This is a genomic window from Enterococcus canis NBRC 100695 (genome assembly GCF_001544375.1).
GTDB lineage: Bacteria > Bacillota > Bacilli > Lactobacillales > Enterococcaceae > Enterococcus_H > Enterococcus_H canis.
Genome location: NZ_BCQJ01000006.1, coordinates 107678 through 122555, shown reverse-complemented (window position 1 = coordinate 122555; position 14878 = coordinate 107678). Strand labels below are relative to the sequence as shown.

General features: G+C 41.4%; 14 protein-coding genes and 1 riboswitch. Of the genes, 12 read left to right on the top strand and 2 right to left on the bottom strand.

The features are described 5' to 3' along the window. The first annotated feature begins 2 nt into the window (after positions 1–2). The 4 genes from ECA01S_RS09860 to ECA01S_RS09845 all read left to right on the top strand — a co-directional run bounded on the left by ECA01S_RS09860 (position 3) and on the right by ECA01S_RS09845 (position 4701). Positions 3–1037: an RNA-guided endonuclease TnpB family protein gene (locus ECA01S_RS09860; RefSeq protein ID WP_067394717.1), complete on the top strand. Its 1035-nt coding sequence runs from the start codon at positions 3–5 to the stop codon at positions 1035–1037. A gap of 265 nt (positions 1038–1302) precedes the next feature. Beyond that, positions 1303–2004 carry a GntR family transcriptional regulator gene (locus ECA01S_RS09855; RefSeq protein ID WP_067394715.1) on the top strand — a complete coding sequence of 234 codons (702 nt, stop codon included), beginning with the start codon at positions 1303–1305 and terminating at the stop codon, positions 2002–2004. 152 nt (positions 2005–2156) lie between these two features. Continuing rightward, a complete protein-coding gene (locus tag ECA01S_RS09850; protein ID WP_067394712.1) occupies positions 2157–2903 on the top strand; it encodes an ABC transporter ATP-binding protein in 747 nt (248 codons plus the stop codon). Continuing rightward, entirely contained in the window at positions 2893–4701 is a 1809-nt protein-coding gene (locus ECA01S_RS09845; RefSeq protein WP_067394711.1) for an ABC transporter permease, read from the top strand. The genes ECA01S_RS09850 and ECA01S_RS09845 overlap by 11 nt, the downstream gene beginning before the upstream one ends. A 278-nt stretch (positions 4702–4979) precedes the next feature. On the opposite strand, the gene ECA01S_RS09840 is transcribed toward ECA01S_RS09845, so the two are convergent. Further along, on the bottom strand, positions 4980–5357 hold the full coding sequence (locus tag ECA01S_RS09840) for a hypothetical protein (protein ID WP_067394710.1): 378 nt from the start codon (positions 5355–5357) through the stop codon (positions 4980–4982). A gap of 282 nt (positions 5358–5639) precedes the next feature. Beyond that, entirely contained in the window at positions 5640–6167 is a 528-nt protein-coding gene (locus ECA01S_RS09835; protein WP_067394709.1) for a helix-turn-helix transcriptional regulator, read from the bottom strand. Positions 6168–6398: 231 nt separating this feature from the next. On the opposite strand from ECA01S_RS09835, the gene ECA01S_RS09830 reads away from it, so the two are divergent. The 8 genes from ECA01S_RS09830 (at position 6399) to ECA01S_RS09795 (ending at position 14753) form a co-directional block, all read left to right on the top strand. Next, the gene (locus ECA01S_RS09830; RefSeq protein WP_067394708.1) at positions 6399–6866 is read left to right on the top strand and encodes a hypothetical protein; all 468 of its coding nucleotides are present in this window, start codon (positions 6399–6401) and stop codon (positions 6864–6866) included. 317 nt (positions 6867–7183) lie between these two features. After that, positions 7184–8065, top strand: a complete 882-nt coding sequence (locus ECA01S_RS09825) for a PRD domain-containing protein (protein ID WP_067394707.1) — start codon at positions 7184–7186, stop codon at positions 8063–8065. Beyond that, entirely contained in the window at positions 8031–9875 is a 1845-nt protein-coding gene (locus tag ECA01S_RS09820; protein ID WP_067394704.1) for a beta-glucoside-specific PTS transporter subunit IIABC, read from the top strand. Before ECA01S_RS09825 ends, ECA01S_RS09820 begins: the two co-directional genes overlap by 35 nt. Positions 9876–9888: 13 nt before the next feature. Further along, positions 9889–11322, top strand: a complete 1434-nt coding sequence (locus ECA01S_RS09815) for a glycoside hydrolase family 1 protein (protein ID WP_067394701.1) — start codon at positions 9889–9891, stop codon at positions 11320–11322. Between the two features lie 11 nt (positions 11323–11333). Continuing rightward, positions 11334–12041 carry a glucosamine-6-phosphate deaminase gene (locus ECA01S_RS09810; RefSeq protein ID WP_067394698.1) on the top strand — a complete coding sequence of 236 codons (708 nt, stop codon included), beginning with the start codon at positions 11334–11336 and terminating at the stop codon, positions 12039–12041. A 115-nt stretch (positions 12042–12156) separates the two neighbouring features. Next, on the top strand, positions 12157–13227 hold the full coding sequence (rlmN, locus tag ECA01S_RS09805) for a dual-specificity RNA methyltransferase RlmN (RefSeq protein ID WP_071858955.1): 1071 nt from the start codon (positions 12157–12159) through the stop codon (positions 13225–13227). A 129-nt stretch (positions 13228–13356) separates the two neighbouring features. Continuing rightward, positions 13357–13884, top strand: coding sequence for a GNAT family N-acetyltransferase (locus ECA01S_RS09800; RefSeq protein ID WP_067394694.1), 528 nt, complete (start codon positions 13357–13359; stop codon positions 13882–13884). 47 nt (positions 13885–13931) lie between these two features. Then, a riboswitch (guanidine-I (ykkC/yxkD leader) is annotated at positions 13932–14026 on the top strand. 43 nt (positions 14027–14069) lie between these two features. Continuing rightward, positions 14070–14753: a GAP family protein gene (locus ECA01S_RS09795; RefSeq protein ID WP_067394691.1), complete on the top strand. Its 684-nt coding sequence runs from the start codon at positions 14070–14072 to the stop codon at positions 14751–14753. Positions 14754–14878: the final 125 nt, after the last annotated feature.

Here is a 14878-nt window from a genome sequence, read left to right as displayed (position 1 = left end):
AGATGAAGGTGTTGAAAGCCTACAAATTTCGTCTGTATCCTTCAGCGGAGCAAAAAGCCTTTTTCATCTTTACATTTGGCTGTGTACGGTTCACCTACAACCATCTGCTGAAGGAACGGCAACAGGAATATCAGCGTACTGGTTTTCTAGGAAAAGGACGGACACCAGCACAGCTAAAAAAAGAGTTTCCCTTTTTAAAAAAAACGGATAGTTTGGCGTTAGCAAATGCCCAGCTGAATCTTGACCGCGCCTATCGTAACTATTTTCGCAGTCAGGCGGGCTTTCCCAAACTGAAAACCAAAAAATCCTTATGGCAGTCTTATACGACTAATAATCAGCAGGGGACCATTGACTTGGTAGATGGGCAGCTCAAGTTGCCAAAGCTCAAGGAGCATATCCCCGTTTTGGTACATCGAGCCGTCAAGGGTAAAATTAAATCGGCTACGATTTCCGCGAAATACAACGAAATCTTTTATGTCTCACTGTTATGCGAAGAAGAAGTAGCGCCATTGCCGAAAACTGAGAAGCAAGTGGCAGTTGTATTTTGTCAGGAAATTGGGATTCGGACTTCGCAAAAGATTCTATATCCACCATACGCAGTAGCGGGACTGGAAAGCTCCTTAGCCAAAGCCGAGCGTCGCTTGCAGATCAAAGCAACCAGCGCTCGAAAACGTAAAGTCAAGTTGATGGATGCCCGCAATTATCAAAAGCAAAAAAGGCGCGTGGCCCAATTGTATCAGATTCGCTATCAACGCAAGCGTGACTATTTAGAAAAATTATCATTCGAGCTGGTCCAAGCATTTGATGTTATTTTTATCGGAAAAGACAGCATACAAGAACAGCCGGGACCCTTTGATCAGCAAGATTGGTTATTGTTTCTACAAAAACTTGCCTATAAAGCAAAGTGGTACCAAAAGCAACTCGTTTTTGTGGAAGTACCGCGTCTGTTGCAAGACCCTAGTGAATTAGAACGGACGGGTACCGCGCTACTGAACAAGCCCAACTGGCAGGGGCGCCAGGGATCGCCTAGGGAATAGAAAAAGCTCGCTTTTGTTTCTAGGAACCATGCCCACTAATTATGATAAACCGAGGGAAGTGCTGTGCACTTCCCTTTTTCAGCAGAGCGAAATTGGATCACTTTCCGTTTATTCCGTGAGTTTTAGCGAGCGAAAAAATTGAAAAAGAGGGCTAGACGTGTTATTTTCGAAAAATACTATGATCAAATTAGGAGAAAGTCTAGTGTAATGCATTAAAAATGCATATAATAGTAGAAAGAAAACTGTTACAAAAGAGGTGAGGATCATGCAAAAACGCAATGTTTTATATTTAGAGATCGCAGAACAAATTAAACAAGATATTTTAGCTGAAAAATATCCAGTCGGTAGTATGTTGCCAACCGAGGCGGAGTTAGAGCAGCAATTTGGTGTCAGCAAGATCACCATCCGTAAAGCCATTGAGATGTTGGCTGCAGATGAATACTTAGAAAAGAAAAGCGGGAAAGGAACCACGGTTTTAAGCAACCGCCCGTATAATCGTTTGTCCAAGGGTTCTAGTTTTAGTGATATTTTAGATCAAGAAGGCGAAGAGATCATTAAGAAGAATTTATCCTTTGAAATTGTGGACCTAGCGGAGGATCATCCAGCGCAGCGGTATTTTGGCGATCGTGCGGTGAAATTTCGACGGCTATATGAACTAGATCATCAGCCCTATATCTATTATGAATACTATTTGCCGCTCTCCATGCAAGAGGTTACCTTGGCTGAGCTAGCCAAGCATTCCATGTACTGGCTGATGAACCGGCAAGGTATTGAAATCGAGACATTCCGAGACAGCTTTCAGGTTGTTGAACTGGATCTTGAATTACAAAAATTTATGATTACACCGGAAACCAGTGGCTTAAAACGGATTCGTCATTCTTATAATCGTAAAGGCGCTGTGGTGGAGTATTCGGAAGGTATTTATAATACCGCGCTTCATTCGTACGTCATTGAATATCATAGTTAAGTGGACTCAGGAGCTGGTAACAGCTCCTTTTTTCGTGTTCAGTTTTGCTAGAAATTGTTTATTCTTACAATACTGTTAGTGGAGTGTTATTCTATTCAATTGAGCTAGACCGGTTTTTTCGCTAAAGTAGAAGACGAAGAGGAGTGAAGAATATGTTACAAGTAAAAAATCTGACAAAAACTTATGGGGATACTATCCAGTACCGAGCCTTAAAGGGCATTGATTTAACTGTTGCAGACGGTGAATTCGTGGGCATCATGGGTCCCTCAGGTAGTGGGAAATCCACTTTGTTGAACTTACTAGCAACCATCGATCAACCGACAGCCGGCGAGATTTTAATGGATGATCATGATCCTAATCAACTAGGACCAGAAGAATTAGCCGAATTTCGTCGTCGCGAACTAGGTTTTGTTTTCCAAAGCTTCAACTTGATGCCTACCTTGACGGTGGAAGAAAATATCATTTTGCCTTTGACGCTAGACGGTGAAAAAGTAGCCGTGATGCAGAAAAAAGTCGGCGATATCGCCAAACGATTAGGTATCCAAGATCTTTTGAAAAAACGCATCGCTGAAATCTCCGGCGGACAAGCACAGCGGGTAGCCGTAGCACGGGCCATGATCCATCAACCACAGCTGATTTTAGCTGACGAGCCGACAGGAAATTTAGACACGAAGGCTTCAAAAGACGTGATGGAGTTATTGGAACAATTAAATGCAGAAAAAGCGACCATTTTGATGGTGACTCATGATCCACAAGATGCTAGTTACTGTCGCCGTATTCTGTTTATCAAGGATGGTTCGCTGGTGAGCGAATTACATCGCGGGGATAGTCAACGAGAATTTTATGATGAAATCATGTTAGAACTGCGTAGAATCGAGGAGATTGATAATGAATTTTAACCAATTCGTCTTCCGCAACACGATGCGCAATAAGCACTTGTACATGGCGTATTTTCTTAGTACGTTGTTTGCGGTTATGGTTTTTTTCACCTTTAGTGTTTTAGCCTTTCACCCAGCCTTGAGCGAAGGCTTGGATACGCGGGTACAAACAGGGATGTTAGCCGCTGCTATCATTATTTACGGGTTCTCGTTTTTCTTTGTCCTGTATTCCATGGATGTGTTCCTGCAATCTCGTAAAAAAGAGTTTGGCCTCTTGATGATTCAAGGGATGAGTCCTAAGCAGTTGCGGCGAATGGTCTTTCTGGAAAATCTGGTTATTGGTTTTTTCGCCACGATTCTAGGTAGTTTCTTCGGTATCTTTTTCTCCCAGTTGATTTTGTGGATCAGCAAAGGCTTGATGCATGTTAACTTGGCCTTTTACTTTCCCCTACAAGCGATAGGCTTGACCTGTGCTGCCTTTTTAGTGCTATTTTTAGCGATTTCCTTCTTTATTCAATTCCGCTTGCCTAAATTAAGTTTGCAGGAATTATTGAAGGCTGGCGAAATGGGCAAAGGCGAGCTGAAAAGTAGTCCAATCAAAGCCATTCTAGCCATCTTGTTGATTGGTGTTGGCTATGGCATCGCGCTTTGGGCCAAAGGACCTGTGGTAGTCTTTGTGATGCTACCCGTTATTTTCCTCGTGATTTTAGGAACCTATTTCCTCTTTAATCAGCTGAGTATCCGTGTCATTCAACGCTTGAAAAAAAATCGCAATTTGTTCTGGAAGAAGACCAATATGATGGTTTTCTCAGATTTAGCTTTCCGGATGAAAGACAATGCCCGCTCCTTCTTCTTGGTGGCGGTCATTTCAACCGTGGCTTTTGCGGCCATTGGCACGTTGTATGGTGTTCAAGGAATGATCTTAGGGCAAATGGGACAAACCCCTTACGAATGGCAAACTTCTGGTACGCCAGCGGATGTGAAACAAACAGCGCAAAAACTAAATGACGTCTTAGCCAAGGAGGCGCCAGAGGCTGAAAATAAGACCTTGGATATTTACCAAAGTCCAGAAGGGGTCACGTTTATCCTGCAAAGCCAGTACAATGAATTAGCTAAGTTGTATCAACAACCAGAGGTAACCGGAACAGCGGCGACCCAAATCGTTTCTAGCGTGGAATCTTCACCGGAATTGACTAGTGTCAAAGTCGGCAATCAAGACTTGAAAGTTAGCGGGACTGTTTCCGACATCTTATACCCGGCCTATCAGACGGTAGTAGTGGTGCCAGACAACACACCTGTTACAGGTTTTGACAAGACCCAATTTGCCACTTGGAACAATGGCGGCGTCAGCTATGATAAACGCGTTGCTATTGGTAAGTCGCTGGCAGATGATCCAGCGATTATGAGTGTGACCTACATGAGTCAACAAGTGATTGATGCCTATGCGCCAGTCTTATTTGTAGGGATTTTTATCGGGATCGTCTTCTTCGTGTCCGCCGGCAGTTTCTTATACTTCCGTCTATATAGCGATATGGATTCTGATGTCGAAAAATTCCGAATGGTCTACAAAATTGGCTTGAAGCGTAAAGAATTGAAGAAGATGGTGTACCAGCAAGTCGGCATCCTCTTCTTCACGCCGATTATCGTGTCCTTGATTCACGGGGCCGTAGCGCTGAAGGCGATGTATGCGATTTTTGAACAACCCATGCAGCTGGAAGGCTGGCAAGTTTTAGGTGTCTTTTTAGCGATTCAAGTCGTCTACTACTTAGTAGCACGCATTTTCTATCTACGAAAAGTCGAACGCTTAGTCATGAATTAAAAAGCACAGGCTGATAGTAGGCCACCCTTAGCTGAAGGAATACTACCTTCGGCGGGGTGACCCACCATCATGAGCCTGTGCTTTTTTGGTGTCTATTGTGTCAACTTGTTTGTTTGAATTTTTAGCTGTTGGTTTTGATAGTTTTAGGACTTTTAGGGGAAGAAATTTGGGAAAAGAAAAACAGATAAGACGCGGGTGCACACTTATCTGTTAATAAAATTAGCATAATGCATTTTTAGTCCGAAATCAGACGAAATAGTAGCGCTCGACAACCAAACTTAGGATTTTTTCGCTAAGTAGTTTTCGTCTAATCGATAAAGGAATACAGCTATGAAAACAACACAGATTGAGAGGATAATATCGACTAGTGTAATATCATGTAATTTAAGGATTGGCATACCGTATAGCATAATAGCATATAAAAAGCGTCTTTCATTTTTGGGCAGTTTTTTTTCATAGACGGTACTAAAAAATGAAATTTTGATGATTCTCTTTTGATATAAGTAGCGCATTAAAATAAGTGCAAGGATGAAGATGGTGGCTGTCAAAAGCCAACCTAACCGATAATAAGGCGTTTGGCGTACAAGTATAGCAGTTAGGAAAAGTAGCACATAGACACCGATGAGTCCCCAAGTATTTTTTTGCTGGGCGTTCATTTGGCACCTCCAAAATAAGGATTGATTTTACTATTGTCTGTCATTCTAATTCAGTATACGCAAAGTATTATATAACTGCAATCCCTTTCATTCCTAAAAATTATCGATTATTTGACACGTAAATATGCTCTTTTTCAACGATACAGATAATGGCGATAGAATTACACGTTGTTGCTGAATTTTCTATTTGAACAGCAGATTACGTTATCTGCTATTTCCTTATGATTAAACAAATTTGAAATCCTTTGTGTTGAAACATCTAAAAATGCTGCTAGTGGGCTATTATTTGATAATAATTTCAGTTGTATGAGTCCCAATATTAAAATAAAAGGTAATGAGGGACAGAATTTGAAAGAAAAGATGGACTGAGACTCCTAAGAAAATCAAGTAGATCAAATGTTTGATGGAACTGTTCTTTTTCTTTGCCATAATAACAGCATAAAAAGAAAAGGGTGTCAGGTAGAGGTGGAAAAAGCTTGCTAGGGAAGAGACTATCAAAAGAATATTATAAAAGCTTAGATATTTTTGCGAAAGCGTCAGTATCGGCCGCTCTTTTTTTGAAGGTTCATGGAGAGTACTGCTGTCAACTAGAGGGGTAGCTGCGAGATTATTTTGATTCGTATAGCTAAAAAGCTCCGCAACGTCGATATTGAACAAGTTAGCCAAAGAGTTAATACTATCAGATGAAGGGATCGATTTTTCGTTTTCCCAGCGTGAGATAGTTTGTCGTGTCACATAAAGTTCTTTTGCCAGTTCGTCTTGAGATAATTGATGTGTCTGTCTTAGTTCTTTAATTTTGTGGCCAAGCATTGAACCAACCTCCTTATTTTATGAGTGAATTTCCTTAAAATTAATGTAACATTCGTGTTACATGGGCCTTTGTAACACATTATACTATAGGGAAGCGCTTGGAGTAAGAGCTTTATTTGTTATAATCAATTTGTAAGGATGCGCAGAATTACAATAATAAAGTGTTATTAAAATAATTCATTGGTAGTAGTTAATAGTCAAAATAGCAATGAAAATTAGAGGGGGAATTAGATGAAAACTTTTCATGGTTTAGCCAGTTTGTTGGTTCTAACTTTTTTGGTAGGGTGCCAGGCACCATCGCAAGAAACGACCGAAGAGGAAAGTAACGCCACCATTGTTCAAGTTTATGATGGGGGGACAGTTCAAAGCCAAGGCAGTTACATCCTAAAAGATGGTACATTGACGATTCACAAAGAATTGTCAGCCTTATCGAATCCAAATGCGGAGCCAAGTGAACTTAGCAATGCATCGCAACAAGCAGCGGATATTTTGGCTCAGGATTTACCAGATGAAAATGTCACCGACGATCAGCTGTTTAATGAATATGAACGAGTCGTCAAAGAGGTCAGGCTCCTTGTTACCAAAAACACGGTTACGCTTAAAGGCGCAGACTTTGAAAAAGAATTTCAGCGGTTACCTGACAATCAGGCGCGAGTGAAAGATGATTTTGGGATTGAGTATAGTTTTGAAAATGAGTAGTGGTGGGGAAAAGTATTTTAATAACTCAATTTATTTATTCGACAAATAATTAAAAAGTATATATAACATCAATTAGTTTTGAAATACTATATTTAAAGAATATTTTTTTGAATAAAAAACATTAGAAAGCGTTGACAATTTATTTGTTATAAAATAAAATAATAATGAAAACAAAAAGAAAGAAATCTAATCGCAGCGACGCAGTTGTGATTTTGAGTATGTAACTGAATTGTTTCAGGCAGAACTCAAGGGGGAATACGAAAAAGCACGCCTTTTTTGTATGCTTCCTTGGGTTTTTTTCTGGAAAGGAGACGAAAATGAAAATCAGTCAAATCTTGAATAATAATGTTGCTTTGGTCAAAAAAGGCAAAGCAGAAGTGTTTGTCGTATCAAAAGGAATCGGCTTTCGCAAGAAAAAAGGGCAGCCCATAACCGATGTAGAAATCGAAAAAATGTACATTTTAGATTCCTATGATATGTTGGAACACTTTAGTTATCTGTTAGCACATTCAGATCCAAACGATATTTTATTAGTCAATCAGATTATTAGCTATGCCGAAACGAAACTGAATTTCAAAGCGAGTGATTATTTAAGTTTGACCCTATTGGACCACTTGGAATTTTTACTAAAGCGTATCGAGAAACAACAGTTTGTTAAAAGTCCACTAATTTGGGATATTAAGCGTTTTTACCCGGAACACTATGAAGTAGGGGTTGCGGCCTTAAAAATGATATGCGATCAACTACATTGTGTGATTCCAACAGATGAAGCAGTTTCTTTAACGCTGCATTTTATCAATATGGAGGAGCGCAATGGTGACCAAAAGGAATACTTAACCGAGATGCGAGCGATGAGTGATATTATTTCCATCATTCAGCTTCATTATCAGATGTTATTAGACGAAAAATCCACGAATTATATGCGATTTACGACACATTTACAATATTTCATCCGCCGCATTATTCAGGGGGAGACTTTTCCAGATGAAGAGGAATCCTTTGTTTTGTACCAACAAGTCAGTCAGCTGTATCCTCAATCATTTCAGGCGATTCAAAAAATTCGCGTATATGTGGAGCAGGAATTTCAAACGAAATTAACTATTAATGAAGAGACCTATTTGATGTTGCATATTAATCGTGTGACCGAAAGACAGGAGGAAAAAAATGAGTTACGAAAAATTAAACAAACAGATCATTGAATTAGTAGGTGGCCGTGATAATATCCAAGCGGTGGCACATTGTGTGACTCGTCTACGTTTAACTTTGAAAGATCGTGGTATAGCACAAACGAATGAAATCAAAAACATCGATGGTGTTATCGATGTCGTTTCTAATGAGGTAGCTTACCAAATTATCATTGGTACGCATGTAATGGATGTGTATAGTGAATTTATGAATATGTTGGAAATGAAGAATGAAGCAACTTCACAAAAACCGAAGAGTTTAAAAGAAGCAGCGGGTAACATCTTAGTCGTGATTTCTGAAACGATGACTTCTATTGTAGAAGTATTATTAGCAGCTGGGATTTTAGCTGGAATTTTGGCCATCTTTTCGTTGACAGGTCTCGTATCACCAGAGAGTCCAACCTATCAGATTTTTGATACTTTACGAGGAGCTGTGTTCCATTTCCTACCAGTTTTGATTGCGGCTTCAGCAGCGAAACGTTTGAAAGTTAATCAGTATATGGCCATCGTCTTAGCCGTAACCCTTCTTTCTGCCAATATTGACGGGGTGGAAGGTTTGTCGCTTTTCGGTTATCAGTTGCCTACGATTGGTTATGCGAATACCTTTATCCCGATTCTTCTGGGAGTTTGGTTCTTAGGTCTGGTCGTGAAATATTTAAGCAAGATTTTACCAAAAGGATTGCACTATTTCTTAGTACCGGCATTATCCTTAGTTATCACGTTACCAGTGATTCTAGTATTATTTGGACCAATTGGCACCTTGATTGGAGATGGGTTGAATGCTTTCTTTAACCTGTTAATGACGACTATTGGAAACTGGATTGTGGTGGCGTTATACGCAGCGACGCAGCCGTTGTTGATTGTTTTGGGTGCCGCAAACTTTACTTATCCAATCGTTTTGAATTTCTTAGGAACTTTAGGCTATGATCCAATCTTTAATGCTGCTGCAACTATTTCTGACGTGGCGGTTTGTGGTGCGATGGTTGGTTACTTCTTACGTGCCAGTAAAGGCAAAGAAAAGCAAACATTTGGCTCTGTCAGTTTCAGTGCTTTAATGGGGATTACTGAGCCAGCCGTATTTGGTGTTTTTGTGAAGTATCGTCGCCCTTTCCTAGCTGTTATGATTGGTGGCGGTATCGGCGGCACTATCGCTGGCTTAGCAGGCGTTAAAACGATGGGGATGGTTTGGGGGCTAGCTGCCTTACCAACGTATTTAGCTGGGGGTATCAATAACTTTGTTTGGATGTTAATTAGTGTCATCGTATCTTTTAGCGTAGCAACGGCGGCGGCATACGGCATTGGCATTCCAAGTGAAGCAAAAGAACCAGAAACACCACAAGATTTGGAACGAACTATCGTCAGTGAAGCTGGCTTGAAACAGGTAACCATTGGCAAAATCGTTGATGGCGAGGTTTTACCGCTACAACAAGTAAGTGATCAAGCATTCTCCTCGGGAGCGTTAGGGAAAGGCGTTGGAATCGTACCACATGGCGAAACAGCCACAGTATTTTCACCCGTTGCTGGGACGGTGACAGTAGTCTTTCCAACGAAGCACGCTTATGGCTTAAAGACGGCAGAAGGGATTGAGTTGTTGATTCATATTGGTGTGGATACGGTGAACTTAAATGGTGAACACTTTGAAAGCTTGGTAGAACAAGGGCAGAATGTCACAAGCGGAACACCACTGGCTTCTTATGAAGTAAGCAAAGTGCGGGCTGCTGGCTTTGATCCAACAATCATGGCAGTAGTGACGAATACCAATGATTATTTAGATGTTATTTCATTAAATAATGACTCGACTGATCTGTTATCAGTCCTATTATAAGGAGCGAAGACACATGGCAAATGAATTTTTCTGGGGCGGTAGTATCGCCGCTCACCAATGCGAAGGTGCTTATGATGTAGGTGGAAAAGGGTTAGGAATTATGGATTTGGTGACGAAAGGGAGTAAAGATACACCGCGAGAGATTACAAAGACTTTGGAAATCGACAAAGTGTATCCCTCTCACCAAGGAATTGATTTTTATCATCATTATAAGGAAGACATTGCCTTGTTTAAGGAAATGGGCTATACTGCGCTACGAATTTCGATTGATTGGTCGCGCATTTTTCCAAATGGTGATGATTTAAAACCTAATCAAGCTGGCTTGGCCTTTTATCATGAAGTGATTGATACACTGATTGCTTATGACATTGAGCCAATTGTCACCTTGTATCATTTTGAGTTGCCGGTGGCATTAGTAGAAAAATATGGGGCCTGGCTAAACCGCGAAGTCGTAGAGTTATACGTTCGTTATTGTGAGGCAGTCGTAAAGGAGTATCACGAAAAAGTTCGTTATTGGGTAACTTTTAATGAAATGAACCATTTAGATCCCCAATCAGAGCAGTCAGATATTTTCACATACATGATCGCAGGCCTGAAGTACAGCGAACTAGCTAATCAGCCTCGTGATTTGGCCATTATTGGCTATCATATGACGTTAGCAGGCGTTAAAGCGGCTAGAAAAATTCGAGAAATCAAGTCTGGATTGCAAGTCGGCTGTGTCTTTGGTCTAAATCCTATCTACCCACTGAATTGTGATCCACAAAATGCTTTACGGGCTTTCTTGGATAATGAACGGGATTATTACCAAATCGATGCCATGTGTCATGGTCGTTTCCCACGCTATATGCTACGGGAATATGAAGAAATGGGAATCGATTTACCGATTGCTGCCACTGATGCAGATGATTTTCGTTATGGGACTTTAGATTTTATCGGAATCAATTATTATTTTTCAAGTGTAGCAGCGCCCCAAGGTGAATCTGATAGTGAACAGGCAATGTTTGGTGGAATGCAGAATCCCTTTTTAGAACAGTCTAAGTGGGGCTGGGCTATTGATCCGGTGGGAATTCGTTATGTCATGAATTACGTGTACCGAAAATATCAGCTACCTGTAATGATCACGGAAAATGGACTAGGGGCTGTTGATGAAGTGGTATCTGGCGAAATTCACGATGATTATCGTATCGATTATTTAGCTAAGCACATTGAGCAAGTTCAATTAGCGATGACGGAAGATCATGTGGAATGTTTAGGCTATCTAACGTGGGGACCAATCGATTTAGTTAGCGCTAGTACTGGCGAGATGAGCAAACGTTATGGCTTTATCTACGTGGATTTGGATAATGATGGAAATGGTACGCTACAGCGGTTGCGTAAGGATTCGTTTACTTGGTTCCAAGAACAAATTCAAATTGCCACTTCTAAAGATTTAGTCGGTGCAAAATAAGGGAGATGTCTATGAAAAAGATTATTGTGAAGGACTACGAAACTTTAAGCGAAGTTGCTGCTAGTATTGTTATTGAAAAGTGGAGCCTAGATCGTCGGGTCAATTTATCTTTGACCGCCGGGAGTACGCCCAAAGGCATGTACCAAATTTTATTGGCGCGAAAAGAGCAAATGGTGCAGGATTGGTCCACCATTCATTATTACAATTTTGATGAGGTAGCATTGGCTAACGAACGGTATGGTCTGACAATGCAAGCTTTGCGGGAAGAATTTTATTTACCAGCTGCGATTTCTGAGGGGAATGTGCATGAATTGAATGCTGACAATTATCAGACGGCATCGGCAGAAATCCAGCAAGCAGGCGGCTTAGATTTAGTAGTGATGGGTTTAGGTGGCGATGGTCATTTCTGTGGAAATCTGCCAGAATATACAAAATTTGGTGCGGGGATCTATGAAGTGTCTATGACCCCTGAGACAGCCCTGTATCAAATGGTTGAAAAAATGGGAGTAACGCCCGGGGATAAATTAGTCACCTTTGGACCGCAAACTGTACTTTCCGCACAACAGTTGGTGCTGATGGTCAATGGTGAGGCTAAGGCAGAAATTTTGCGACAAGTTTTAGAAGAACCAGTGACGGAAGAGGTCCCCGCCTCAATCTTGCGTTTGCACAATAATTTAACGGTGATTGCAGACGAAGCAGCAGCTAGTCGTTTGAGCTAATCAACTAGAGGATACGGCATTTTGGCGTATCCTTTTTTACACATAACGATGGGTTATTGCATTCTCGCCGGGAATAAGCTATAGTATGTAGCGAATATCAGAGAGGAGCACCCCATTGAAAACAGCGATTTATGGTATGACCAAGACCCAATTGAGCGAATGGCTCGTAGCCCAAGGTGAAAAGAAATTCCGGGCGAATCAGATTTGGGAATGGCTTTATGAAAAACGGGTTGACCGTTTTAGTGAAATGACGAACTTGTCCAAACAAACTATTGCCCTTTTAGAAGAGCATTTTGAATTAGCACCATTAAAAGAAATTATCGTACAAGAAGCGAGCGACGGTACGGTAAAATATCTATTTGAACTCCCAGATAAAAATATGATTGAGACGGTTCTGATGCGTCAAGAATATGGCATGTCCGTCTGTGTTACCACTCAGGTGGGTTGTAATATCGGCTGTACGTTTTGTGCCAGTGGCTTGCTGACGAAAAATCGCGATTTAACTGCTGGTGAAATCGTGGCGCAAGTGATGCAGGTCCAAAAATATTTTGACGCGCGTGGGCTAGACGAACGGGTTAGTCACGTGGTTGTGATGGGGATTGGCGAACCTTTTGATAATTATGACAATGTCATGGACTTCCTATATATTATCAATGATGCCAAAGGGTTAGCGATTGGTGCGCGCCATATCACCGTTTCTACTAGTGGTTTAGCACCGCAAATCAAAGCCTTTGCGGACAACGGTCTGCAGGTAAACCTGGCGATTAGTTTGCACGCCCCTAATAATGAAGTGCGGACGTCAATGATGCGGATCAATCGTCGTTTCCCAATCGAAACATTGATGGAAGCCGTAGATGAATATCTTGAAAAAACCAACCGCCGCATTACCTTTGAATACATTATGCTTGCTGGGGTCAATGACCGTCGCCAGCATGCGCGTGAGTTGGCAGAATTGTTGAAGGATAAGAAAAAATTGGCTTATGTCAATTTGATTCCTTATAATCCCGTCAGCGAACATGATCAATATAGTCGTAGTGAAAAAGAAGATGTATTGGCTTTTTACGATGAATTGAAACGCAACGGTGTCAATTGTGTGATTCGGAAAGAACACGGTACCGATATTGACGCTGCTTGTGGTCAATTACGTAGTAAACAAATGAAAAAGAAAAAAGCTGTGCGAGCTTAATAGCAGCATTAGTAGAGGAGCGTCCGATTCTGGGACGCTCTTTTTGCTTATCCGTGGGTCGTGTGAACAGCTTTTTTTCCTACTTTAGGCTAAAATCGAGGTATTATCAGACGAAAGACGGGTGGCGCGATGTATATCACGGCGTTTGAAAGAGAAAATGTGCAATTTCAGCATGATTTGGCAGAGCTACTGGCTCAAACCTGGCCGCAAAGTTACGGCGAAGATAGCTTGGCAGAGGTGGCACGATTATTAGAACCTGAAAAAATCGCCATCGCCGCCATTGTTGACGAGGAATTAGTGGGCTTTGCTGGCGCGGCACCTATGTATGGCAAGACGGGCTGGGAGCTGCATCCTTTAGTCATTGTCAAACAGCACCAACGTAGCGGTGTTGGCTCACACCTTTTGCATTATTTGGAAAAGGAAGTCAAAAGTCAGGGAGGCATCACTCTTTATTTAGGCACGGATGATGAGCAGGATCAAACCTCCTTAAGCGGCAAGGATCTTTACCCGGATTTACTGACAGAGATTCGTAACATCCAAAACAAGGCGGATCACCCTTATACTTTCTATCAAAAGCAAGGCTACCAAATTGTGGGCGTTTTGCCGGATGTCAACGGCTGGGGCAAGCCGGATATTTGGATGGCGAAGCGGCTCTAATGCTTGACCCGGGAAAATAACTGTGCTATTTTAGAATGAATTCAATAAAAAAAGTTTTCTAGGGTTCCGCAGCTTGGCTGGTCTGGTCCGAGGGAAAACCCACAAGTAATTGTGCACACGGTAGGATAAAAGCCTAGGAGTTTTCGAACTCCTAGGCTTATTTTTTTTGTAAAGGGGAAATGAAAATGTTTAGTTTATTAGTACCAACCATTGTCACCAGCGCAGCCGACAGTTTGAATCCAGTAGCCATTGCGCAACAGTTTGCTTTGCAAGGATTGGTGAAGAAGCCACGGGATATTTGGTATTACATTTTGCCGATTGGCTTGACGAATTTTCTAGGGGGCGTGTTAGCCTATTTTGGTTTAGTTAATATCTTAGGGCGGTTGTTTCAACAGTTATCGCTTCAATATCATGGTGTGCTGTTGGGGGCAGAGGTTCTATTAGGTGGTATCTTTTTGTGGTTAGCGGTGCGTTCATTGCGGAAAAAGCCGGTGACAGTGCCTGCTGAAACCGCTGAGCAACCTAAAAAAATCAAACAGGTGACACCTAAGGCACTGGTTCTGTTAGGGGTAGCGGCAACGATTTCTGAATTAGTGACGGCAGTTCCTTATTTTGCCTTCTTAGCGTTAGTTTTTCAAACGTCATTAAGCACAGCGGAGCTACTAGTCTTGCTGGTAATTTATAATTTCATCTATATCGCACCCTTAATTGGCATGTATTTGGTCTATGTCAAAGCCCAAGCGCGCTTTGACCGCCTCTATCTAGTGATTCAAAGTAAAATCTTGCGGTTTAGCCGGGTGTTGACGCCGTTGATTTTCTTACTGTTAGCAATTGGTCTATGGGGTCATAGCTTGTGGCAAATATTGTAAATGAGGAGAGACTGGTTTTTCAGACGTTTGTTTTGAAAAGCCAGTCTCTTTTTTGAATACCTTTAATTTGTTGCACATTCTCTTTAATTTGTTCCTTAAATTTTGTTTATGAAATCGCTATTATG

What these genes read in the sequence shown, in the direction of transcription:
- ECA01S_RS09810 (WP_067394698.1), top strand. Translation starts at nt 11,334, where the DNA reads ATGAAAAAGATTATTGTGAAGGACTACGAAACTTTAAGCGAAGTTGCT.
- ECA01S_RS09825 (WP_067394707.1), top strand. Translation starts at nt 7,184, where the DNA reads ATGAAAATCAGTCAAATCTTGAATAATAATGTTGCTTTGGTCAAAAAA.
- ECA01S_RS09820 (WP_067394704.1), top strand. Translation starts at nt 8,031, where the DNA reads ATGAGTTACGAAAAATTAAACAAACAGATCATTGAATTAGTAGGTGGC.
- ECA01S_RS09830 (WP_067394708.1), top strand. Translation starts at nt 6,399, where the DNA reads ATGAAAACTTTTCATGGTTTAGCCAGTTTGTTGGTTCTAACTTTTTTG.
- ECA01S_RS09795 (WP_067394691.1), top strand. Translation starts at nt 14,070, where the DNA reads ATGTTTAGTTTATTAGTACCAACCATTGTCACCAGCGCAGCCGACAGT.
- ECA01S_RS09800 (WP_067394694.1), top strand. Translation starts at nt 13,357, where the DNA reads ATGTATATCACGGCGTTTGAAAGAGAAAATGTGCAATTTCAGCATGAT.
- ECA01S_RS09815 (WP_067394701.1), top strand. Translation starts at nt 9,889, where the DNA reads ATGGCAAATGAATTTTTCTGGGGCGGTAGTATCGCCGCTCACCAATGC.
- ECA01S_RS09855 (WP_067394715.1), top strand. Translation starts at nt 1,303, where the DNA reads ATGCAAAAACGCAATGTTTTATATTTAGAGATCGCAGAACAAATTAAA.
- ECA01S_RS09860 (WP_067394717.1), top strand. Translation starts at nt 3, where the DNA reads ATGAAGGTGTTGAAAGCCTACAAATTTCGTCTGTATCCTTCAGCGGAG.
- ECA01S_RS09850 (WP_067394712.1), top strand. Translation starts at nt 2,157, where the DNA reads ATGTTACAAGTAAAAAATCTGACAAAAACTTATGGGGATACTATCCAG.
- ECA01S_RS09840 (WP_067394710.1), bottom strand. Translation starts at nt 5,357, where the DNA reads ATGAACGCCCAGCAAAAAAATACTTGGGGACTCATCGGTGTCTATGTG.
- ECA01S_RS09845 (WP_067394711.1), top strand. Translation starts at nt 2,893, where the DNA reads ATGAATTTTAACCAATTCGTCTTCCGCAACACGATGCGCAATAAGCAC.
- ECA01S_RS09835 (WP_067394709.1), bottom strand. Translation starts at nt 6,167, where the DNA reads ATGCTTGGCCACAAAATTAAAGAACTAAGACAGACACATCAATTATCT.